The sequence below is a fragment of the Microcystis sp. M_QC_C_20170808_M3Col genome, from assembly GCF_007095505.1.
Lineage (GTDB): Bacteria > Cyanobacteriota > Cyanobacteriia > Cyanobacteriales > Microcystaceae > Microcystis.
Window position 1 is genome coordinate 6,708 of the sequence record NZ_SFBY01000202.1, and the last position, 26,926, is coordinate 33,633.

Below are 26,926 nucleotides of genomic sequence, written 5' to 3' on the forward strand. Positions count from 1 at the left end.
AAAGATAGAGGAGATTGGGGAGAAACAATTGATAAGTAGTCTTGCAAAATAAATTTCCTAGTGAAGATAGGCACTCATGCAAGAGGCAAAAGGCAAAAGCTTTATCGAAATGTGTAACTAATTTTGCTTAGGTACTTAACTGGGTTTTTCAAGTTGGATTGGGAGTTAATCATAGTCTTAAAAACGGGTTTGGTATCAAATCTCAAGGCAAACTTTTAACTCTTCGGCTAAAATCTGGACATGGGGTTCTACCATAATCGAGACATGATTTCCTAGTACGAAATGAATCTCAACTGGCTCTGTAGAAAATTCACTCCAGCCTAAAGAGGAATCCTCGCAATCTCCAGCTATTAAATCTTTATTTGGATCATCAGATAATTCCTCACTGGCCCGTATAATCGTAATTTTACCAGGATAAATCTGTTTAGGGAGATAATCAATCAGACATAAACAGCTAGTTTTATAGGCTTGGACAATTTTTTCAAGCTGCCTAGTTTCCGCATTGGGAGGAAGCATATTAGCCAGTTTAAAAAAGTTTAAGGCGTATTTTAATTGTTCCTCCACTGTTAAGAGTTGAAGAGTTTCATAGGAAATATCGATGGTTTTATCTAAATAAACTTCGATACCTTTGCTGACTTCAGCTAACCATCGCGCATGATCCCAATTAATATAATCAAGCAAAATTTGTTTGTCTTTATAAGTGGGTGCTGAAGAATCAATGATTGCTAGTAATGCCACTTGTTGACCCTGATTAACCAACTGTTGAGCGATTTCAAAAGCCACATTACCACCGTAGGAATGTCCTCCCAAAAAGTAGGGTCCTTGGGGTTGTAAATCCTGCATGGCTTTAAGATAAATACTGGCTATATCCTCAATACGAGTGATTTCTCCAAACTGTTGATAGAGATCATTTTCAAAACTATAGAAAGGTTGATCTTTTCCTAAATAACGTCCTAAATGGTAAAAATAAAATGGTCGTCCCCCGGCGCCTGGAACACAGAAGAAAGGTGGCTTTGAACCCTGGGGTTGAATGGGAACCAAACAAGACTGGTTAGAGGAATCTGAATCGGTTTGGATAATGGTCGCTAACTGTTCAATAGTTGGGTTTTGAAACAGTGTGGTTACGGCAATTTCCTTGCCTAACTGTTCTTTAATTTGGGTGATTAAATAAGGAGCTAAAAGGGAATGACCACCGAGGTCAAAAAAGTTATCATGCACGCTAATTTTGTCAATCTTTAGCACTTTTGACCAGATTTGCACGAGGTTTAATTCTAACTGATTACGCGCTTCAATAAATCTGTCTGAATCACTGGTATTACTAGGAGCTTTTAATGCACGACGATCAATTTTTCCGTTAGCTGTTAAAGGCAAAAACTCCAGCAGCACAAAGGCACTCGGAACCATGTAACCAGGCAATTTATGGCTAAGAAATTGACGCAAATCGTCACTTGTTAGCTTTACTCCTAGCTTAGGCACAATATAGGCAACTAACTGTTTTTCCCCCGGATTATCTTCACGAACAATCACACAAGAAGACTGTACCATCTCATTGTGACTAAGTACCGCCTCAATTTCTCCCAATTCAATGCGGAAGCCGCGAATTTTTACTTGATTGTCAATCCGTCCTACATATTCAATATTACCATCGGGTAAATAACGCGCTAAATCTCCTGTTTTATAGAGACGAGAATCTGGGTAATTACTTAAAGGATTAGGGATAAATTTTTCTTGGGTTAATTCGGGACGGTTAAGATAACCTTTGGCTAATCCTGCACCAGCAATATGTAATTCTCCGACTACACCAATCGGGACAGGTTGGAGATAGTTATCTAAAATGTAAACCTGTGTGTTGGAGATTGGACAACCAATGGGAATTGACTTTATTGTTGCCTCTAGTTGTGTAGGAATAGGATAGCAACAGGTAAAAGTTGTACTTTCTGTTGGTCCATATCCATTAATAATTTGCGTCAATGGCAAAGTTTCCAGTGCTTTATGAACATGAGCAGCCGAAAGTGCTTCTCCACCAATTAGTAGCTGTTTAATTCCTGATAAAGCTTGGGAATTATTGTCAATAATTGTATTGAACAAAGCAGCCGTTAGCCATAAAATAGTAATGCCATGTTTGTCTATTGCATTTCTTAAACTTGTAGCGGTAGGAATATCTTCCGTAAAAATCACACATCTCGCACCATGTAATAAAGCACCCCAAATCTCAAAGGTAGAAGCGTCAAAAGCAATGGGAGCCATTTGTAAAAATCTTTGTGTTGCATCTAGATGTGCGTAATTTACGCCCAACAAAAGACGATTAACGCTACGATGAATAACCTCAACACCTTTAGGTTTACCTGTAGAACCAGAAGTATAAATGACGTAGGCTAAATTATCCGCAGAAACCGCGCTGTTAAGATTCTCCTGACTTGCTTGATTAATTTGTTGCCAATCTTTGTCTAAACAGACAACAATAGCCTGATGATTTGGCAAGGAAGTCTGTAAAGATTCGCAGGTTAACAGTATTTTAACCTGGGTATCTTGGAGCATAAAGCTAATGCGTTCCTTGGGATAATCGGGGTCAATCGGAACATAAGCACCACCGACTTTAAGAATAGCTAATAATCCCACAATCATCTCTAAAGAACGTTCTAGACAAATCCCCACTAATTCCTTAGGTTTTACTCCTAATTTTTGCAGGTAATGAGCTAATTGATTAGCTCGATTATTTAATTCTGAATAGGTTAAGGATTCATGGTCAAAGACCACTGCTATATTATTAGGAGTCCGTTCTACTTGTTCTTCAAATAACTGATGAATACATTTGTTATTGGGATAATCTGTTTGAGTTTCGTTCCACAATGATAACAATTGATAACGTTCTTCATCACTTAACATCGGTAACTCAAAAATTCCCGTTTTGGGATTAACTGCGATCGCAGTTAAGAGATTCTGAAAATGTTGCCCCATTTGCTTAATAGTGCCAGCGGCAAACAAATCCGTACTATAACACCAAACCGCCTCTAACCTATCAGCAACCTCCCAAAAATTAACCTCTAAATCAAATCGCGCTTTAAGCTCAACAGATAAAGGCAAACTCTCCATCTTTAAGCCAGATAAACTTGCCTCAGATTGGGGAGTATTTTGCAGTGAGAACATTACCTGTATCAAAGGATTATGACTTAAATCTCGGTTTAATTGTAATTTTTCTACTAACATTTCAAAAGGCAAATCTTGATGGGCATAAGCTGATAAAGTCGTTTGCTTTACTCGTTCTAATAACTCCATAAAACTCGGATTTCCCGACATATCACCCCTTAAAGCCAAAGTATTGGCAAAAAATCCCATTAATTTCTCAATTGCCGAACTATTACGATTAGCAATGGGAGAACCCACCAAAACATCTAATTGACCACTATAACGAGAAATTAGGACAAAAAAAGCCGCCAGTAAAGTCATAAATAGTGTTGCTCCTGACTCCTGACTTAACCGTTTGAGGCGTTGCGTTAAGTCTTGATTCAGTCGAAAAACCTGCCCATCACCCCGGAAACTAGGAATTGGGGGACGGGGATAATCCGTCGGCAATTCTAAAATAGTAGGTGCATCTTGTAACTGTTTTTGCCAGTAATTAAGTTGACGTTCCAGGACTTCACCGGTGAGCCATTGACGTTGCCATACGGCAAAATCGGCGTATTGAATCGATAATTTAGCGAGAGGGGAAGGCAACCCCTGGACAAAGGCCGCATAAAGTTGAGATAATTCATCAAAGAAGATGCTCAAAGACCAACCATCGTAAATAATATGGTGCATCTTCAACAGCAATACATACTCTTGAGAACCCAGTTTAATTAACTTAAATTGGACTAATGATTCCTTGGCTAGATTAAAGGGTTTTAAGGAGAGAGCAATCGCTATTTCTTGCAGATGTTCTGTTTGTTCATTCTTTGATAAACCTTGTAAATCTTCCAGGGGTAAACTGACGGGTGAAGGGGGAGCAATGCGCTGAATGGGTTGCCCTTCTACCATGGGAAAAGTGGTTCTTAAAATTTCGTGACGGCGAATCAGTTCACTGAGACTTTGTTCTAAAGCTAATAGATTGAGGTTTCCTTCTAACCGCAAAGCTTCCAACAGATTATAGGAATGACTATCGGGAGAAAGTTGCTGCAGAAACCAGAGTCGTTGTTGAGCAAAAGAGAGGGGTAAATCCTGATCCCGTGACCCGGGAATAATCTCTAAATCAACAGTATTAGTTGGGATTTTTGCCGCCTTTAAAAAGTCCAAAATTTCAGTTTTTTGGGCAGCGATTTCTTCTTTAATTTCTGGGGTCATAACCCCTTTGGGAGCCTGAAAACGAAGTTTTTCGCCTTCCAGCCATAGTTTAATGTCTAAACCCTTTAAATAGGCTAAAAATTCTCCTACTTTCACTTACCAATTGCCTCCCAAAGTTGTTGTTTAATTAGGTCTAAATTACGAGGTTCACTCTTAGGAGCAAAAAGTCCATCAGATTCCCATTTACTAGCATTTAGACTAATTGCCCAGGCATTTAACCAAGAATTAGAGCTAACTTTTGGTAACATTTCTGGCATAGTATCTTCTAGAGCTAGGTGAAACATAACTTGAGCTACCTCCTCTAACAATTTTAAGCTACTGAGATAGTTTTCAATGATTTCTGACTCGGTTTGGTTGTATCTTAAATTTCGTGATCGCAGTTCCTCGACAAAAGGAATTGCTAAATAGTCAATAAATTCAAAATTAACCCGATGTAAAGATTGATTCGCCCAATCCTTAAATAACTGCTGCATTCGATAGGAAAGGGGGAAAAATTTGCCATTGATCTGTTGAACTTTCGTTCTAAATTCTTGGTCAAGGTAGATAGAATTAAACATCATCAAACCACTAAATGTCCAGCCTGACAACGTATCCCAGATAAATTTTGTTGCCATCACCATGCCATTACCCAGACAATTGTAGGCGTTTTGAATATTCAAGGTTACTCCATCGCTATAGCTTAGATAAAAGCGATTTGCATCTTTGACTTTTTCCTGCGTCAGTTTACCTTCTAGATCAAGGGTAATCAACTGAGTTGTTAAGGAATTACCAAAGCCAATATTATCGGTACCTGGAGAATAAAAAGGATCGGGAAATGTCCCTGCTTCACCGACACAAGCCCAACGATTGTAGGAAAATACTTGTTTAGATGAGTAGCTATATTTGGGCATTTTCCTAAAGTCTTCCGGTTTTTTATCGGCTAAGTGAAAAGCCAAAGTCGGCTCATTTTTCTGTAACCATTGGTAAGCCAGTTCGTAGTTATAATAATTCTTTAAAGGATGAATATCTTGGCGAGCGACAATACCAATACTGGTATGACCTGTGGATAGAGGAATTGTCCAAACCCAGTAACCTTCACCGCATAAATGATTGGTAGAATAGTAACGGTTTTTATTGGGAACACGATTATGCCATTTTTCTTCACTACTAGGGACAAAATCGCTGATATCAAAGCGACCCTCAATCCGAAACCAAACAGCACCAAATTGAGCATTATTAGGTTTATCTAAGCCTAATTTTTTTTGCAGAAAACGACGGCGACTCATTGCATCAACCACCCATCTAGCTTGAATGAGTTTAGTTTTTTTATGATTTCCTTTGTCTTGAGTATAAACAACTTTATGATGTTGCTGTAACCCAACGGCGAGTTCAATCTCATTAACTGAACAATTTTCGCATAATTCTACTCCTGCTTCGAGATTAAAGGTGCGTAAATCATTTTCTAATTTACCCCGATCAATTTGATAGGAATTAGGAAGATGAAACTCTGATAAACCTAGTTCGGGTCTATCTTGAAAATGAGTAGCACTATTGTTAAAGAAATATCGCAATCCTAGTTTAACTAAATGTTGCTTTTCAAGGTAATCTGTTAATTGAAGCGTATTGGCTAAATAGAAAGCACCCACTTCAACTGTTGACTCTCCCACTTTAAAACTGGCTTCTGGTAAAGGACGAGCTATTTTATCGAGAACAATGACAGAAATATTCGGCTTTTGCAGTTTTAACTGTCTTGCTAAGGTTAAACCAGCTAATCCACCGCCACAAATGACGACATCATAAACTTCTGCTTCACTTAAATCCTCAGCTTTTTGGCGCAATAAAGCAATTAATTGCTCTTTCCGCTCTTTTAACTTTCCCAATAATTCTGGGGTCATTACTCCTTGGGGTGAACGATAGCGTAGTTTATCATTTTCAACCCATAGATTAATTTGTAAACTGTTGAGATAAGCTAAAAATTCAACTGTTTTCATAGTTCACCTTCCTCATAATCTTCTAAGGTTTCAGTCATAGATGTTTCTCTCGGTGCAACGCTAAGAACTTCAATGATTTCGGCTAAATTAGCGATAGTTGGGTATTCCAGCAGATTTTGTAAAGACAATTCCACCGAGAAAAGATCGCGGGAACGAGAGATAACCTGAGTTGCTAACAAAGAATGTCCTCCCAATTCAAAGAAATTATCCTTAATTCCAATACGTTCGACTCCCAAAACTTCACTCCAAATTTGAGACATTTGAGTTTCAATCGCGGTACGAGGTGCGAGAAATCCCGTAGCCAAATTGCGCGTAGCTGTATCGGGTGTAGGCAAAGCCAGCCGATCTACTTTACCATTAGGAGTCAAAGGTAGGGTATTAAGCAAAACAAAAGCCTGGGGAACCATATAATTAGGTAGCTTTTGTTGGACAAATTCCCGCACCTGTGGCACCAACTTCTGGACTAATTTACCGTATAGGGGATTATTCGTATAATCAGTCCAGGATTTGGGAATAATCGTCCCATCATCCCAAAAATTGGGGTATGGTTGTTGATCAACTTTACTTATTATCGGTTCTAAGATGGCATTCTGGCGACAGAAAACCACATCAAAAGAACCATCTTGACTACCTTCCCACCAACTGAGATGAACAGTGTAACCTAACTGTTCTCCCAGTTGCCACATTTGCTCAGGATTAATCCCTATCCCGGTATTTTTTTCTAACAATTGACGCAATTCTCCCACCGTTGTTACCCCAGGAGGATTTTCTAAACAGTCTAAAATTTGTAGCGCCTTTTGTAATCGTTGATTTGGCACATCCCTGATACCTAAATATTCTGGTTGTTCCAGTTTCAGTTTATCTTGTAGTTGCGCTAAAGAAAACCGATCTCGTTGCCAATTTAGCCAAGGAATTGTCGTTTTTTGAACATCAGTATCCAGATGTAAAGTAACATCATAGCGGAATTGGGTTAACTCATTTTGAGCCTGACCCCGTTTCGGTGCAATTTCTACCCAAGAAATTCGCGGAAAACGTTGTTTAAGAGCGATAAAGAACTGAGGTTCAATTAGCAATTCTTCTTCGGTAGCTACACTTTGATTCACCTGTTTTTGCCATTGTTCAAGGGGTTTATTAGCTTCAGCGCGAGCTAACTGTACCGCAGCGTGGTAAGGCTCTAGTAAGGGCAAACTACGGATATCACCTAAGAAAATTTGACCCTGATCCGCAATCGTCTTGACTGCTCCTGCGATAACTTGTAATAGATAATCGACACTAGGGAAATACTGAACAACAGAGTTAATTACTACTCGATCAAAAGTAGCTTGGGGAATACCGGTAAAATCATCGGCTGTTCGGTGTAATAATTTTACTTTGCCCTCTAAACCCTCAATTGTGCTACATAAATGTTCTAGGTTATTAATGGTAGCAGAGGAATAATCGGCTCCCCAATATTCCTGACAATGTTTCGCCACACGGAATAGCAATAATCCACTTCCGCAACCAATTTCTAATACTCGTTGCGGTGGTTGATTTCCTAAAATTCGGCTCACCGTCTGATCAACCCATTCCCGCATTTCTGCTGCAGGAATAGCTTGTCCAGTATAACTACTATTCCAACCACTAATATTAAAAGTGGGGTCCTCGGTTTGAGGTTGGGGTTTACTGTAGGATTCTTCGTAAATTTTTTGCCAATCACTAACATATTCACTCTGCCATTGAGCAAGCTGTTCAGGCAATACTTGATCCTTGAGAGCCGGAACTAAGTAGGCTACTAAATTAGTATTAAGCTGGTCATGATCATGATCACTTGTCTGATCAGCGCGAGCTATCACAACCGCTTCTTGTACTAGGGGATGTTGGCTCAAAACGGCTTCAATTTCCCCTAATTCGAGACGGAAACCCCTTACTTTAACCTGATTGTCAATTCGTCCCAGATATTCAATTCTTCCATCAGGTAAATAACGAGCTAAATCTCCTGTTTTGTATAATTTTGACCATTGATTGCCCCCCTTATTAAGGGGGGGTGGGGGGATCAGACCCGGCTCCTCAAAAGGACTAGGAATAAATTTCTCTTGTGTCAATTCTGGACGATTCAAATAACCTCTGGCTACCCCTGCTCCTCCGATGTGTAATTCCCCCGGTACACCGATAGGAACCGGTTGTAAATGAGAATCTAAAATATAAACTTGGACATAAGGAATTGGCCGACCAATAGTTATTTTTTCATCAACCGGCGTACATTTAGCTATCGTTGCACAAACACTTCCTTCTGTGGGTCCATAACCATTAAAGAAATTTCGTCCTTGTGACCATTTTTTCACCAATTCAGGAGAACAGGCTTCCCCTGCAACAATAATAGTTTGCAGAGAGGAAAGATTGTCCCACGGTAGCACTGCTAAAGCTGATGGCGGTAGAGTAATATGAGTAATCTTATTATCTCGTAATTGCTTGATTAAGGGTAGGCCGGGCATTAAATTGTCTTTATTTGCCAAATAAAGTGCAGCGCCTGCTCCCAAAGCCATCAAAACTTCTGAAATACAGGCATCAAAACTAAAAGAAGCAAATTGAAGCACTCGACTCTGAGAAGACACAGCAAAAGTATCAATTTGTGCTAGAGCAAGGTTACACAAACCCTGATGTTCAACCATCACCCCTTTAGGTTTACCCGTAGAACCAGAAGTATAAATCACATTAGCTAAATTAGAAGCTGTCACTTTCCCTGTCAAATTATCCCGGTTCATTGGTTTAATTTCTTCCCAAGTTTCAGCTAAAAATACAGTTTTAGCTTGATGATTAGGGAGTTTATCAATCAGTGAACTTTGGGTTAGTAATAAGGGTACTTGACTATCCTCTAGCATAAATTGTAGGCGTGCTTGGGGATATTCGGGGTCAAGGGGTAGATAGGCAGCACCGGCTTTAAGGATGCCTATTAATGCCACAATCATGTCTAAAGAGCGCTCTACACATAAACCGACTATTACCTCGTTTTCTACGCCTAAAGAGCGTAAATAGTGAGCTAGTTGATTGGCCTGACTATTTAATTCTGCATAAGTCAACTGTTGACTTTCAAAAACTACTGCTACTGCATCAGGGGTACGCTCTGCTTGTTCCTCGATCAATTGATGAATACACTTGTTATAGGAGTAATCAGCTTTTGTCTCATTCCACCCTTCTAATAGTTGATAATTTTCCTCTGGAGTTAATAAGGGAAGCAAGGCCACTGATTGCTGGAGATTTTCCACAATTGCCGCTAATAAATTCTTAAAATGATTCATCATACTGACAATAGTTTCAGCAGCAAATAAATCCCTGTTATAAGAGCAAAAACCGCCCAATCCTTCCGGTGCATCCCACAGGTAAACTTCTAGGTCAACCCTGACTGAATCAAGTCCCGATGGTATCTCCTCAATGTTTAGTCCGGGTAAATCCCAGGGAGAACTAGGAGCATTCTGAAGGGCAAAAACTATCTGCGTTAAAGGATTACGATCTAAATGACGCTCAATTTGTAATTTTTCGACTAACATCTCGAAGGGTAAATCTTGATGGTCGTAAGCGTCTTGAGTCGTTTGTCTGACTTGCGTGAGAAAATCCTCAAAGTTCGGGTCTTGAGATAAATCAAATCTTAACACTAAAGTATTGACAAAAAAGCCGATTAACCCTTCAATTTCGGTGCGGTTACGGTTAGCAATTGGTGAACCAATTACCACATCTGTTTGTTGACTATAACGAGATAGTAACACAGCAAAACCCGCTAGTAATGTCATAAAGAGAGTGCTACCGGACTCTTGACTGAGTTTTTTCAATTGTTGCGTTAGTTGACTATCTAGTTGCAGTCCCTCCGTCCCACCGCGAAAACTTTGGATTGCTGGCCGGGGACGGTCTGTGGGAAGTTGGTGTAGTAGGGGAACCCCAGTTAATTGTTGCTTCCAGTAGCTTAATTGACGGTCTAATACTTCATTGGTTAACCATTGACGCTGCCACAGGGCAAAGTCAGCATACTGTATTGATAAATCAGGTAAATCTGCTTTTGTCCCGGTGCAGAAACTTCGATAATAGGCTGATAATTCGTCGATTAAAACACCTACTGACCAACCATCGGCTGCGATATGATGAATGGCTAATAATAGGACATATTCATCTGTCTTTACTTGCCATAATTTGACTCGTAATACTGAACCATTAGCTAAATCAAAGGGTTCGGAGGCCGCTTCTATCAACAGTTGCTCTACTTGCAGAGGCTGGCTTTGTACTACGGGTAAGGTAAAGTTGACATTGGATGCGATCGCTTGTATTGGTTTGTTATCTTTGAGTTTAAACTGAGTCCGTAGGGGTTCATGGCGTTGAATAATTGCTTGGAAAGCTTTTTCTAAGGCTTTAATATTGAGATTTCCGCGCAAACGCATCGTTAAATCAATAGTATAAGCACCACTTTCTCCTTCTAATTGATTCACAAACCAGAGACGTTCTTGCGCCCAGGATAAGGGAATATCATCCTCTCGATTAACGGGTACAATTGATGGTAGCTTTAACCCTAAACCTGTTTGCAGTTCTTTTAAAATTACCGCACTTAACTGAGCAATGGTTGGAGATTCAAACAGATAACGTAGGGGTAAAGCAATTTCAAAAGCTTCCTGACACCGAGAGATAACCTGGGTAGCTAAGAGGGAATGTCCCCCTAATTCAAAGAAATTATCCTCAATACTGACTCGTTCTAATTTCAGTACCTCGGCCCAAATCTGCGCTATTTTTTCTTCAATGGGATTACGGGGAGCGATATATTCACCTTGGCTCTGTAAATCGGGAACAGGTAAAGCACGGCGGTCTATTTTGCCATTGGGAGTTAAGGGGAAAGTATCAAGAAGGACAAACGCAGTTGGGACCATATAGTCGGGTAATTTTGCTCGCAAAAATTGCCGTATTTCGTTAATTGTCAGGTTGATTTCGGGTTGCGGTACAACGTAAGCAACTAAGCGTTTATCCCCTAGATTATCTTCACGAACAATCACACAAGAAGACTGTACCGCCTCATTTTGGTTGAGTAAGGCTTCGATTTCTCCTAATTCAATACGGAAACCCCGGATTTTTACTTGATTGTCAATCCGTCCTAAATATTCGATTTTACCATCAGGTAAATAACGGGCTAAGTCTCCCGTTTTATAGAGACGAGAATCTGGATAATTACTAAAAGGATTAGGAATGAATTTTTCTTGGGTTAATTCAGGACGATTAAGATAACCTCGCGCTAATCCCATACCCCCAATATGTAATTCTCCTGGAACACCAATCGGGACAGGTTGTAAATGGCAGTCTAAGATATAAACTTGGGTGTTAGCAATGGGACGACCAATAGTGACTTTTAGAGTTTCATCTGTCCATTTTTCTACCGTAGCACAAACGCTGGTTTCTGTTGGACCATAAGCATTAAAGAAATTTCTACCCGTAGCCCATTGTTTGATTAATTCTTCTGAACAAGCTTCTCCTGCCACAATAATTGTTTGTAACTCTGGGATTTCTTCTAGGGGCAAAGCTGCTAAGGCTGACGGCGGTAAAGTAATATGGGTAATAGCATAATCTTTTAATCGCTCCATTAATGGCAATCCAGGCATTAAAGCGTCTTTTTTGCTTAAATAAAGGGTTGCGCCTGCTCCCATTGCCATCAAAATTTCCCAGATTGAAGCATCAAAATTGAGGGAAGCAAACTGGAGAATGCGAGAGTCGGAATCTAAGTTAAATGTTTTAATTTGCGCTTGGGTCAGGTTAAATAATCCCCGATGTTCCACCATCACTCCCTTGGGTTTTCCTGTTGAACCAGAGGTATAAATGAGGTTAGCTAAATTATTCGCCGTTACCACTCCCGTTAGGTTATCTTGGCTATTTTGGTTAATTTCTTCTTCAACTTGCTCTAACAAGATTAGCTGGGCCTGATTTTCAGTTAATTTATCTAGTAATCGCTCTTGAGTTAGCAATAATGACAGTTGAGCATCAGCGATGGCAAATTGTAGCCGTTCACTGGGATAATCTGGGTCGAGAGGTAGATATGCACCACCCGCTTTTAATATCCCCAATAATCCGACAATCATCTCTAAGGAACGCTCAAGGGAAATACCGACTAAAGTATCAGCTTTTACGCCTAATTTTTGCAGATAATGGGCTAATTGATTAGCTCGACAATTTAATTCATTGTAGGTTAATTGTTGCTGGGAACAGACCACCGCTACCGCGTCGGGTGTGCGTTTTACTTGTTCCTCAAATAATTGATGAATACACTTATACTCAGGATAGTCAACTTGAGTATTGTTCCACTCAATTAATAACTGATTAGTTTCGCTTTCTGTCAGTAAGGTTAATTGGGAAATCCGTGCTTGAGGATTAGCCGCAATCCCCTCTAATAAGTTAATAAAATGCCCTGATAGTCGTTCAATTGTGCTACTCTCAAACAAATCAGTATTATATTCCCAGACACCTTTTAAGCCATCATCGGTGTTAACCATTGCTAAGGTTAAATCAAATTTAGCTGTGGTATTTTCCGGTGGCAAATCTGTCACCGTTAATCCCGTCATTGCAATCTCAGACTTGGGTGTATTTTGCAGGACAAAAGCGACTTGAAATAGGGGAGTATGGCTCAAATCACGTTCCGGTTGCAACGCTTCGACTAACATTTCAAAGGGTAAGTCTTGATGCGCGTAAGCATCCATGGTCACTTCCCGAACACGGGTTAATAACTGACTAAAACTCGGATTATCTGATAAATCCGTCCGCATCACTAAAGTATTCACAAAAAAGCCGATTAAACCCTCAATTTCGCTGCGATTACGGTTAGCAATGGGAGTTCCTACCAAAATATCACCGGAACCTGTATAACGATACAGTAAAGCATCAAAAGCAGCCAACAGCGTCATAAATAATGTCACCCCTTGTTGGTGACTCAATTCAGTCAAAGCTTGGCTAAGTTTGGGGGAAAGGGAAAATTCTTGCTGAGTACCGACAAAGCTTTGCACCGCAGGTCGAGGATGGTCTGTGGGAAGAGATAATAAAGGGGGTGCAGCTGTTAGTTGATTTTGCCAGTAATTTAATTGACTTTGTAGGACATCCCCTTGTAACCATTGTTTTTGCCAAACTGCAAAATCTGCATACTGAATCGGTAAGGGAGCTAAATTTGCGGGTTGATTTTGAGTGTAAGCATTATATAAGCTGGTCAATTCGTGAATCAACACTTCGATTGACCAACCATCACTAATAATGTGGTGCATACACACTAACAAGAGATGTTCCGTCTCAGATAGCACCACTAAAGTGATTCTGATTAAGGATTCTTTGGCTAAATCAAAGGGTTGAGTCGCTTGTTTTTGCTTTAATTGCTGTGTTTTTTCTTCTTGTTCATGGATGGGTAAATCTTGTAAATCAACGACCGATATTGTCTCCCTTGTTGTTTGAATAACCTGAGTCGGTTGTCCACCAATCGTGACAAAATTAGTCCGTAATACTTCATGGCGATCGCAAATTTCTTGTAAACTTTGTTCTAAGGCCTTTTGATTGAGGTTGCCTCGGAAATGCAACACCATCGGTATATTATATAAAGCGCTATTTGGTTGCAATTGATCTAAAAACCATAAACGCTGTTGAGCAAAAGATAGAGGTAGTTCTGTATCCTTAGTTCTCGGTAAAATGGGGGGTAATGTTAGGGTTAGATTTTGCTGCTGTAGTTGTCCAATAAGATGCGCTAATTCGGCTACCGTAGCTGCACCAAATAAACTCCGCAAAGGTAGTTCTATTTTAAATAAACTCCGAATCCGCGAGACTAATTGAGTTGCGAGGAGAGAATGGCCGCCAATTTCAAAGAAATTATCATAAATTCCCACTTGCTCTACTTTGAGTATTTCTGTCCAAATTTGCACCAACATCTCTTCAATTCCATTGCGTGGTGCTACATATTGATCCCGGCGATTCCCTATTTTATCTGGTGCGGGTAAAGCGCGACGATCTACCTTACGATTAGTAGTAAGGGGTAAAGATTCCAGAAAAACAAAAGCTTGAGGAACCATATACAGAGGCAATTTACTGGACAGAAACTGACGCAGTTCACTAATCATCGGTATCCGTTCGTGATGAGCTACTATGTAGGCGACTAAATATTTATCCCCTGGAGTATCTTCGCGAATAATCACACAAGATGTTTGTACATCAATATTTTGGTTAAGTACCGCTTCAATTTCTCCTAACTCAATACGGAATCCGCGAATTTTAACCTGATTGTCAATCCGGCCAAAACATTCAATATTACCATCGGGTAAATAACGCGCTAAATCTCCCGTTTTATACAACCGATTGAAAGCTGCATTAGCAAAGGGATTGTTAATAAATTTTTCAGCAGTTAATTCGGGACGATTCAGATAACCCCGCGCTAAACGAACACCGCATAAATGCAATTCTCCCTTAACTCCAATGGGTACAGGTTGCAGATTTTGATCCAGGATATATGCTTTTGTGTTAGCAATGGGACGACCAATCAGCACCGAATTGATTTTCTCTGACTGATAATCTAGCAAGTCATGAACTATGGCGGTTACAGACGCTTCTGTGGGTCCATAGACGTTGATACATTGAACCCGTTTCCCGACCATTTGTCGCCAAATATTGACGGTTTCTGGTAACACTGCATCCCCCCCCACGGCGACAACTCGCAGACTGGATGGTACAGTAGCTAATGATTGGGAAACGGCGAGCGCCCATTCATGCCAATAGGCGGGGGTAATATTTAAAACGGTGAGCCTTTCTTGTTCGATAAAATCGGCAAAATCAGTCAAAGTTGGGAACATTTGCCCTGGTCTTAAAACCACTGTGCCACCTTTTAACCAGGTGGGAAAAATTTCTTCCGCAGCGACATCAAAACCAAAGGAAGCAAACTGTAAAACGCGATCAGATTCTGTTAAACCGAATACTTCACTAATGCCCCAACTATGGTTAACTAAGGCTGCGTGAGTTAACATCACTCCTTTAGGTTTACCCGTTGAACCAGATGTATATAATAGGCATAGTAGATTTTCTGAAACCACTTCACTGAAGGGATTTTCTGGACTTTGAACTGTCAATATCTCCGCTAATTTATCTAAGACAATTACCCCCACATCTTCTACGGGCAAAGAATCGAGTAAACTTTCTTGAGTTAGCAGTAGAGAAATTTGGGCATCTTCTGCCATATAAGTCAACCGTTGCTGGGGATAATCTGGGTCTAAAGGTAGATAGGCTCCTCCAGCTTTGAGAACTGCCAATAATCCGACAATAACTAACAGCGACCGCTCTAGATAAATGCCAACTAAAACTTCTGAATTTACTCCCAAAGATTGTAAATAATGAGCTAATTGATTCGCCTGAATATTTAACTGTTGATAGGTTAATTCCAGACCTTCAAATACCACTGCTACGGCATTCGGTGTTCGTTCTGCTTGTTCTTCAAATAAATGATGAACACAATGATGGAAAGGATATTCTTTTTCGGTGGCATTCCAGTCTTCTAATAATTCTTGCGACTGGACTTCGGTTAATAATGGTAGTTGGAAAATTGGCTGTTGCGGGTTAACAACTAATGCTTCTAATAAGGTGATGAAATTTCCTGTTAATCGCTCAATGGTACTGCGATCAAATAAATCGGTATTATATTCCCATACCCCTTGTAATCCTGCACCGGTATTCTCCATAGCCAGGGTTAGATCAAATTTGGCGGTGTCATTTTCTGTGGTGAGGGGAGTGGCAGTTAATCCTGTTAGTTCTAAGGGAGACGGAGGACTATTTTGCAGCAGAAAATCCACTTGAAATAAAGGCGCATGACTTAAATCTCGTTCAGGTTGTAGGACTTCTACTAACATTTCAAAAGGCAAATCCTGATGAGCATAGGCATCCATTGCCATTTCCCGCACTCGACCCAATAACTGATTAAAATTGGGTTTACCTGACAAGTCAATTCGCAAGACCAAAGTATTGACAAAAAAGCCGATTAAACCTTCAATTTCCCTGCGATTACGGTTAGCAATGGGAGTACCAATTAAGATGTCTTCCTGTTCTGTATAACGGTAAAGTAAGACAGCATAAGCTGTTAGCAGGGTCATAAATAAGGTGACACCCTGTTCCTGGGTTAATTGGGTCAGTTTTTCGGTTAATTCTAGGGAAAGGCTAAAAGGTAGATGTCCCCCAGCAAAACTTTGTTGATTGGGTCGAGGTCTATCTGTTGGTAAAGATAGAAGGGCCGGTGCGTCTGCTAACTGTTTTTGCCAGTAGTCTAGTTGCTGTTGCAATACCTCTCCCTGCAGCCATTGTCTTTGCCAAAGGGTAAAATCTCCATACTGGATAGATAGGGTATTTAGAGGCGAAGATAAACCCTGAATATAGGCATTATAGAGGGCGGTTAGTTCCTGAAGAAATACTCCCATTGACCAGCCATCACTGACAATGTGGTGCATACAGACTAATAAGAGGTGTTCCGTTTCAGATAACACCACTAAAGTGATTCTGATTAAGGGTTCACTTGCTAAGTCAAAGGGTTGAATCGCTTGGTTTTGTGTTAACTCTTGGGAGGCAATTACTTTTTCACTGCTAGATAAATGCTGTAAATCAACTACCGTAACTGTCCAGGTTCGTGTTTGTATAATCTGGGTAGGGATACCATCAACGGTAATAAAGTTGGTGCGTAAAGCTTCGTGGCGATCACAAATTTCTTCTAAACTCTGGATTAAGATTTGTGAGTTTAAAGTTCCCTCTAAACGCAAGGCTAGGGGGATATTATAAAAAGAACTATTCGACTCAAATTCAGCCAAAAACCAAAGACGAGTCTGAGCAAAAGATAAGGGTAATTCTGCTGCTTTGTCCCTGGGTAAAATCGGCAGTTCAGTAATTTGTTCTTGCTGCGAAATACGTTTTATTACCTGTGCTAATTCGGCGATTGTCTGTGCAACAAATAACTCCCGTAAGGGCATTTCTACCTGAAAAGCCTCACGGATGCGCGAAATTAGTTGAGTTGCTAATAATGAATGTCCACCCAACTCAAAGAAGTTGTCGTGAATCCCCACCTGTGCAACTTTTAACACTTTTGCCCAAATCGAGGATAATATCTCCTCAATCGGGTTACGCGGCGCGATATACTGCTCTTGGCTTTGGAATTCGGGAGTCGGTAAAGCACGGTAATCAGTCTTACCATTAGGCGTTAAGGGTAGGGATTCCAAAATAACAAAAGCACTAGGAATCATATACTCTGGTAACTTAGCTTTCAGGAATTGCCGCAGTTCAGTAACATTAAGCGAATTTTCCTCTTTTTGGGGGGAAATAATCTCTACTTGGGGAATAATATAGGCGACTAAACGTTTTTGCTCTGTCTCATCTTCGCGGGCAATAACAATAGCTGTCTTGACTGCGCTGTGCTGACTGAGAATGGTTTCAATTTCTCCTAATTCAATGCGGAAACCCCGAATTTTTACTTGATTATCAATCCGTCCTAAATATTCGAGATTACCGTCAGGTAAATAACGTGCTAAGTCTCCCGTTTTATAGAGACGAGAATCTGGGGAATTACTAAAAGGATTAGGAATAAATTTTTCTTGTGTTAATTCTGGACGGTTAAGATAACCTCTTGCTAATCCTGCTCCACTGATGTGTATTTCTCCTGGAATACCTACAGGTACTGGTTGAAGATTGGAGTCTAAAATGTAGATTTGTGTGTTAAATATTGGGCGACCAATGGCGGGTGAAAGACTATTATTCTTTTCTCCAGAAATTACTACCCCTGAAGTTGTAACGACTGTGTTTTCAGTGGGACCATAATTATTTACCACCTGAAAAGGAATGAAATTTGACGGGTATTGATTAAGCTTATCTCCCCCTGTCAAGATAGTTCGCAAAGAAACATTAATTTCTGTCCATTCTAACGATAATAATTGCTCGGCTATTGGTGTTGGTAGAAAACTGATGGTTATTTTTTTCGCTGCTAACCATTTTTGTAATTCCACTAGAGATATCAGGATTTCAGGTTTGACTAAATAAATACTTGCTCCGGCAGTTAAATAAGGCCACAATTCCCAAACAGCAGCATCAAATCCTGTTCCAGCTAACTGAGTAGCTTTGTCTAGGTTCGTAATTTCAAAGGTGTTTTGATGCCAGAATACTAGATTTAGTAATCCCTGATGGGTAACTAATACTCCCTTGGGTATTCCTGTAGAACCGGAGGTGTAAATTACATAAGCTAGGTTACTATATTTAATGGTAGTAATTAGATTCTTTTGCTCCTCTTTAGAAATTACTGGCAAGTCAGCGTCTACACAAACAATATTTATATTTGCTTGAGATTCAGATAATTTATCAATCAATTTTTGTTGAGTTAGCAATACCTTCAAACCAGCATCTTCTAACATCAAACTAATCCGTTCAAGCGGATAATCGGGGTCAAGAGGAACGTAAGCACCACCGGCTTTTAAAATACCCAATAATCCCACAATCATCTCTAAGGAACGCTCAATGCAAATGCCGACTAAAGTATCAGGTTTAACACCTAAAGATTGCAAATAATGCGCTAACTGATTAGCTCGACAATTTAACTCATTATAGGTTAATTCTTGCTCTTCAAATATCACCGCTACAGTATCAGGAGTCCGTTCAACCTGCTCCTCAAATAACTGATGAATACACTTATCAACTGGATAATCTACCTCAGTATTATTCCAGTCAATCAATAACTGTTGTTGTTCAGATTTAGTTAACAAAGGTAATTGAGAAATCCGCTCACTCGGATTAGCAATAATTCCCTCAATTAGAGCCAGAAAATGACCGTTCATTCTCTCAATAGTCTCACCATTAAATAGGTCAGTATTATATTCCCAATGTGCAGTCAATCCAGCTTCTTTTACCTGTATAAACAAACTTAGATCAAACTTAGCCTTTTTAAATTCCAAAGGCTGAGGGGTGGCTTTTATTCCCTCTAAATCCATTTCATTTAGAACTTCATTATCTAGTCCAAACATCACCTGAAATAAAGGAGTATAACTCATATTTCTTTCAGGTTGTAATGCTTCTACTAACATTTCAAAGGGTAAATCTTGATGGTCGTAAGCATCTGTTGCCGTCTTTCGTACCTGTTTTAATGCCTCGCTAAAACTGGGATTTCCTGCTAAATCTGTTCTTAAGACTAGGGTGTTGACAAAAAAGCCGATTAACCCAGCTAATTCGCTACGAGTGCGGTTAGCGATGGGAGTACCGACTAAAATATCTTCTTGTCCCGTATAGCGATAGAGTAGAACCTTAAATGCGGTCAGGAGGGTCATAAATAAGGTGACACCTTTTTCACGACTCAGCCTATTTAACCCCTGACTAAGTTCTGGGGAAAGAATACCATTGATCCGATCTCCCTCAAAACGTTGTTCCGGAGGCCTTGGACGATCTGTCGGTAGATGTAATAAGGCGGGTGCTGCTGCTAACTGTTTTTGCCAGTAATTTAACTGATTTTGGCGGATTTCTCCCTGTAAATACTCTCTCTGCCAAATTGCAAAGTCGGCATACTGGATCGGTAACTCTGGTAAAAGAGGCTCTAAACCTTTAGTATAGGCATTATAAAGGGTTGTCAATTCCTGTATAAATACCCCCATTGACCAACCATCAGAGACAATATGGTGCAGACAAATCAGCAAGAAATGTTCTGTGTCTGATAACTTGAGTAGGGTGGCTCTAATTAGGTAGTCATTGGCTAAATCAAAGGGTTGATGGCTGTGAATTTCTAGCCATTTTTTTATTTCCTGATATTCTCGATATTTTGGGCTGTCTTTCCCATTGACAAGCGTTAATTGCCAATTACTTTCTGGTTTAATTACTTGTACAGGATTTCCCTCAATAGTGGCGAAATTTGTGCGGAGGGACTCATGGCGCTGAATAATTTCTTGTAGGCTTTTTTCGAGGATATCTGCCTGAAGATCCCCCGCTAAATGCAAGGCAAGAGGAACGTTATAGAAAGAACTGTTGGGTTCTAATTGATCTAGGAACCATAAACGCTGTTGGGCATAAGATAGGGGTAATTCTTCAAAATTCATTTTCTTTTTCTTGGTAAAATGGTGGGAACAGGGGAATCCGGTGTTTGCTGTTTTAACTGTTCAATCCCTTGGGCTAATTCAGCGAGGGTTGCTGTGTTGAATAACTGACGTAGGGGAAGCTCAATTTTCAGGTGATCGCGGATCTGTGCTACTAATTTAGTGGCTAGTAGGGAATGTCCTCCCAGTTCAAAGAAGTTATCATTGATGCCCACTTTCTCTACTTTTAGAATTTCTGACCAAACATTTACTAATATATCCTCAATCGGGTTACGCGGCGCAACATATTTTTCTGATGGTTCGCTACTAGATTCTGATGGGGGTAAAGCACGACGGTCTATTTTACCATTAGCAGTAAGGGGTAAGGCATCTAAAATAACGAAAGCATTAGGAACCATGTAACTGGGTAATTTAGCTTTCAGAAATTGCCGTATTTCGTTAATGGTAATCGTTTTTTCCGATTGTGGCACAATGTATGCCACAAGACGTTTATCTCCTGTTGTATCATCCCTCACTATTACTACTGTTTCCCAAATCTGGGGATGAGATGCTAATAATGCTTCGATTTCCCCCAACTCAATCCGAAAACCCCGAATCTTAACTTGATTGTCAATGCGTCCTAAATATTCTAATTCTCCCTTAGGTAAATAACGCGCTAAATCTCCTGTTTTATATAATTTTGCTCCTCCTTGAGTTCCCCCCTTATTAAGGGGGGTTGGGGGGATCACTTCATCCTTCTCAAAAGGACTAGGAATAAACCTTTCTGTTGTTAATTCAGGACGATTGAGATAACCTTTTGTTACTCCTGCACCCCCCACATACATCTCCCCGGGTACACCAACCGGTACAAGTTGTAAATATTGGTCTAGTAAATATACCTGTAAGTCGGGAATGGGACAACCAATCACACTAGCTGTACTATCCAAGTCGGTCATACTTAATGGTCGATAGGTGACATGAACGGTAGTTTCCGTAATTCCGTACATATTAACTAATTGGGGGCATTGGTCACCATGTCGGTTAAACCAAGGCTGTAAACTGTTAATTTCTAAAGCTTCTCCTCCAAAAATAACTAAACGTAAGCTTAAATCGTTATCTGTTGTCGATGAACGATCCCCCCTAACCCCCCTTGATAAGGGGGGAAAACTTCCTTTTAAGGATTCTTCAACTTGAATTAACTGACGGAAAGCGGTAGGAGTTTGATTGAGAATTGTGACTTTTTCTTGACATAATAGCTGATAAAATGCTTCGGGAGAACGAGTCACTAAGTAGGGGACAACTACTAAGCGTCCACCATATAACAAAGCTCCCCACATTTCCCACACCGAAAAGTCAAAAGCGTAGGAATGAAATAGAGTCCAGACATCATTAGAGTTGAAGTGATACCAGGAGTCTGTCGCCGCAAATAGACGTACTACATTAGCGTGATTAACTAAAACTCCTTTCGGTTTACCGGTGGAACCTGACGTATAGATTATATAGGTTAAATTATCGGGTTTTACTCCGCTTTCAGGGTTTGATGGGATATTTTGAGCAATTTTTTCCCATTCTGTATCTAAACAGATAAGTTGTGCTTGATGTTCAGGAATAGACTCGACTAATTTTGCTTGAGTTACTAATACTTTCACTTGAGAGTCTTCTAACATAAAGCTTAGACGTTCCTGGGGATAATCAGGATCAAGAGGAACATAAGCCCCACCCGCTTTTAATATCCCCAATAATCCGACAATCATCTCTAAAGAACGTTCTACACAAATCCCCACTAATTCATCAGGTTTAACCCCCAAAGATTGCAAATAATGGGCTAACTGATTAGCTCGACGATTTAACTCATTATAGGTTAATTGTTGCTCCTCAAATACCACCGCTACATCATTAGGAGTCCGTTCAACCTGCTCCTCAAATAACTGATGAATACACTTATCAGCAGGGTAATCTACTTGAGTATTATGACCGTCTATTAATAACTGTTGTTGTTCAACTTTTGTTAACAAAGGTAATTGAGAAACTCGCTCGTTTGGATTAGCAATAATCCCCTCAAGTAAAGTCAGAAAATGACCGTTCATTCTTTCAACAGTCTCGCTATTAAATAGGTCAGTATTATACTCCCAAACTCCCATTAATCCCGTCTCTGTATTTTGCATTGACAAGGTTAAATCAAACTTAGCTGTTCCCCATTCTAAGGGTAAAGAATCAATAGTCAAACCACTCATTTTTACTTCAGATAGGGGAGTATTTTCAAGTGCAAACATTACCTGAAATAGGGGAGTATGACTAAGATTTCTCTCTGGTTGTAACGCTTCTACTAACATTTCAAAGGGTAAATCCTGATGAGTATAAGCACCTAAAGACATTTCCCGCACTCTCATTAATAATTCCTGAAAACTGGGATTTTCTGAACAGTCAGTCCGCATCACTAAGGTGTTCACAAAAAAGCCGATTAGACTCTCTATTTCACGACGATTACGGTTCGCTATAGGTGTCCCTATTAAGATATCTGATTGTCCTGTATAACGGTAAAGTAATGTCCCATAAGCTGCTAACAATGTCATAAACATTGTCACCCCTTGTTGCTGACTTAATTCTGTTAGCTTTTGAGTCAGTTCAAGGGATAGTTGAAACTCTTGATGTGCCCCTGTAAACGATTGTCTTGCTGGACGGGGTTTATCTGTTGGTAAGGGTAAGAATGTTGGTGCTTCTGCTAGTTGTTTTTTCCAGTAATTTAATTGATTTTCTAGGACTTCTCCTCGGAACCATTTTCTTTGCCAAATTGCAAAATCAGTGTACTGAATTGGTAAGGGTTTTAAGGGGGAAACTTGACCTTGATTAACTGCATTATATAACGCTGTTAATTCTTCAATAAATACCCCCATTGACCAACCATCACTAATAACATGGTGCAGACACAATGATAACCAATACTCGTTATTATTCAGCACGATTAAGGTGGCCCTTACTAATGCTTCATTAGCTAAATCAAAGGGTTGTAATGCTTGTCCCTTAACTAATTTTTTAGCAGCATTTTTTTGTTCTTCTGGTGATAAATGCTGCAAGTTAATTACTGATACTGTCCATTTTATTACTGTTTGAATAACCTGAGTTGGTTGTCCATTAACAGTAACAAAGTTGGTTCTTAACGCTTCGTGACGTTGAATAATTTCCTCTAAACTTTGTGTTAAAGCAGCTTGATTAAGATGACCTCGCAAACGTAAAGCCACAGGAATATTATAGAAGGGACTATTAGGTTCTAATTGGTCTAAAAACCAGAGACGAGTTTGAGCGTAAGACAACAATAATTCAGACTGTTCACCCCTTGGTAATATGGGGGGTGCGGACAGGGTTAAATCCTCTTGCTGTAATTGTTGAATTTGTTGTCCTAATTCTTCAATTGTTGGGGCTGCAAATAGACTCCGTAAAGGAATTTCTATTGATAAATTAGTGCGAATGCGGGAGATGAGTTGGGTAGCTAATAACGAATGTCCTCCTAGTTCAAAGAAGTTATCATTAATGCTTATTTGTTGTACCTTTAACACCTCAGTCCAAATTGTTACCAGTATTTCTTCAATGGGGTTGCGTGGTAAGATGAATTTGTCTGTTCTTTCGTAATTTTGTTCGGGTGCAGGTAAGGCGCGACGGTCTATTTTCCCATTAGGTGTTAAGGGTAATGATTCTAGTATTACGAAAGCACTGGGAATCATATATTCTGGCAGCTTTTCTTTTAAGCATTGCCGCATTTCATTGGGGGTTGGTGTTGCCTCTTTTTCGGGGACAATGTAGGCGACTAAACGCTTATTTCCTGGTGTATCTTCCCGGGCAATAATAACCGATGATTGTACTTGAGGATATTGAGTTAATACTGCTTCAATTTCCCCTAATTCAATACGGAATCCTCGTATTTTAACTTGGCTGTCAATGCGTCCTAAATATTCAATATTACCGTCAGGTAAATAACGACATAAATCCCCAGTTTTGTATAATTTTGACTTTTGATTTTTGACTTTTGAATTGTCAAAAGGATTAGGAATAAATTTTTCTTGTGTTAATTCTGGACGGTTGAGATAACCTCTTGCTAATCCTGCTCCACCTATGTATAGTTCTCCTGGGATACCTATAGGTACTGGTTGTAAGTTTTGGTCTAGTATGTATAACTGTGTATTGGCAATAGGGCGACCGATAGGAATTGAACCGGAAATGTATTTCCCCATAGGTACTTGGTAAATACAACAACCTACAACTGTCTCTGTCGGTCCGTATTCATTGACTAGCAGGGTTTCTGGCGCAAATTCTTGCCAGAAAGCGATGTTTTCTCCTAACAAGTTTTCACCACCGATGATGAAGGCCATGGTTCGACTTGCTGCCTCTCGTGGCGATAATTGCTGATTAAGCAACTCTAGATGAGCAGGTGTGATTTTAACCAAGCTTAAGTGAGAATGGTGACGTAAAGAATTACTTAGAGTCTCAACATCTTGGTCTTCAGCCAGGATTTCTACTTGATTACCCACCAATAACGGCGAAAAAAGGCTAGTAATCGTCAGATCAAAACCTAGGGGAGAGTGAACGAGTGTCCCTGTTCCCTGTTCGACATTATACGCCTGCGTACACCAGCTAAGGTAGTTAACCAGTCCTTGGTGGGGAATCAAAGTCCCTTTGGGTAATCCTGTAGAACCTGAAGTATAGATTACATAGGCTAAATTTTCGGAGGTAACAGTATTAATTAAATTCGACTTACTTAACTTGGAAATAATAGTCCAGTCAGCATCTAAACAGATAAGTTGCGCTTGATGTTCAGGTAATTTATCAATCAATTCCTGTTGAGTTAGTAACACCTTAACAGCAGCATCTTCTAACATAAAACTCAAACGCTCAATCGGATAATCAGGGTCAAGAGGAACATAAGCCCCACCCGCTTTTAATATCCCCAATAATCCCACAATCATCTCTAAAGAACGTTCAACACAAATCCCCACCAATTCATCAGGTTTTACTCCCAAAGATTGTAAATAATGCGCTAATTGATTAGCTCGACAATTTAACTCATTATAGGTTAATTGTTGCTCCTCAAATACTACCGCTACAGCATCAGGAGTCCGTTCAACTTGCTCCTCAAATAATTGATGAATACACTTATTTGAGGGATATTCAGCTTTAGTGTTGTTCCATTCGACTAATAGTTGATGTTGCTCTCGCTGTGTCAGTAAAGGTAACAATGACACTGGTTGCTGTGGATTTTCAACAATTGACTCTAGCAAAGTCACAAAATGCCCTGCCATGGGTGTGATGGTAGTATCCTCAAACAAGTCAGTATTGTATTGCCAGTTTAGTTGGAAGGTTTCTGCTGCTTCCATTACCATTAAACTTAGATCAAAGTCTGCACCGCGTTGATGTCCAAGTAAATAGGGAGCCATCTGTAGCATTGGTTCTTGACTGGGGGATAAGTTCTCCTTTTGTTCACACCAAGTTTGTGCTTGCCAAGTAAAACTAACTTGACAGAAAGGCGAACGGCTGGGATCGCGTTGTGGCTGGAGTTTTTCTACTAACAGAGAAAATGGGTAATCTTGATGCTTTTGAGCTTGCCTAACTATTTTGCTGACTTGAGCAAGAAGTTCCGTAAATGTGGCATTCTCCTCGACAAAAACTCTTAAAACGGTCAGATTAGAAAAGTAGCCGACAATCTCTTTAAACTCTTTACCCGTCCGACCCCTCATCGGGCTGCCTATGAGGATGTCTGTTTGATTAGTGTAACGGTAAAGTTGGACGTAAAATACTGTGAGCAGAATCCGATAAAGGGTTGTTCCTGTGGCTAGAGCTAGATGCTTGAGTTTTTCAATTAACTGTTCATCTAGCTTGGCAATATATGATGCCCCTTGATAAGTCTTTACTGGGGGGCGGGGTTTGTCTGGGAGCAAATTCAAAATTGGCAATTCGCCAGCTAATTGTTTTTGCCAATATTGCCACTGTTTTTCTCCTTTGGAACCCGATAGCATTTCTGACTGCCAGTGGACAAAATCTGCATAAGATTTTTTTTCACTGAGAGAATCTACTGTTTCTGGCTGCCCTTGACTAATTCGCTTGATTTCATTAGTATATGACCTTTGAAATTCACCCAGCAGTAAATTAAAAGACCACATATCACCAGCGATGTGGTGCATTGTGAGCAAGAGAATATGGTCTTCTGGTGAAAGAGTAAATAAATTCACCCTCAAAACTGAATCTTTTTCTAAGTTAAAAGGGGTGTCAGCTATAGCATAGATTTTCTCTCTTAAGTGGTCTTCGCTCCATTCGCTGGCATCTATTACCCCAACACTAAAATTCAGTTGTTGATTAACTTGTTGAACTGGTTTACCTTCATGACTGGTATATGTGGTTCTCAGAATCGGGTGCTTTTCAATAATTTTTTGCCATACACGATTGACAACAGGAATCTTTAAATAAGAATAAATTTTTGCAGTAATAAATATATTATAAGCAACGCTTTCTGAAGCAATCTGGTAGATTAACCACATTGCTTCTTGACCACGTGAAAGTCCAGATGAACTTGGGTAAATTGTTTCGATATTTCTACTCATTTATGAATCGGCTTTG

4 protein-coding genes are annotated in these 26,926 nt (G+C 39.9%); all 4 read right to left on the reverse strand.

Features of this window, described 5'->3' with window-relative positions:
• Positions 1 to 195: 195 nt before the first annotated feature.
• Genes EWV84_RS09020 through EWV84_RS09035 form a run of 4 tightly spaced genes read right to left on the reverse strand, consistent with a single transcriptional unit; the run spans position 196 to position 26,910 of the window.
• The gene (locus EWV84_RS09020) at positions 196 to 4,413 is read right to left on the reverse strand and encodes a non-ribosomal peptide synthetase (protein ID WP_287077734.1); all 4,218 of its coding nucleotides are present in this window, start codon (positions 4,411 to 4,413) and stop codon (positions 196 to 198) included.
• Positions 4,410 to 6,287, reverse strand: a complete 1,878-nt coding sequence (locus EWV84_RS09025; RefSeq protein ID WP_287077735.1) for a TubC N-terminal docking domain-related protein — start codon at positions 6,285 to 6,287, stop codon at positions 4,410 to 4,412. Before EWV84_RS09025 ends, EWV84_RS09020 begins: the two co-directional genes overlap by 4 nt.
• Positions 6,284 to 20,347, reverse strand: a complete 14,064-nt coding sequence (locus tag EWV84_RS09030; RefSeq protein ID WP_287077736.1) for a non-ribosomal peptide synthase/polyketide synthase — start codon at positions 20,345 to 20,347, stop codon at positions 6,284 to 6,286. The genes EWV84_RS09025 and EWV84_RS09030 overlap by 4 nt, the downstream gene beginning before the upstream one ends.
• Entirely contained in the window at positions 20,344 to 26,910 is a 6,567-nt protein-coding gene (locus EWV84_RS09035) for a non-ribosomal peptide synthetase (protein ID WP_287077737.1), read from the reverse strand. Before EWV84_RS09035 ends, EWV84_RS09030 begins: the two co-directional genes overlap by 4 nt.
• Between the last annotated feature and the right edge of the window lie 16 nt (positions 26,911 to 26,926).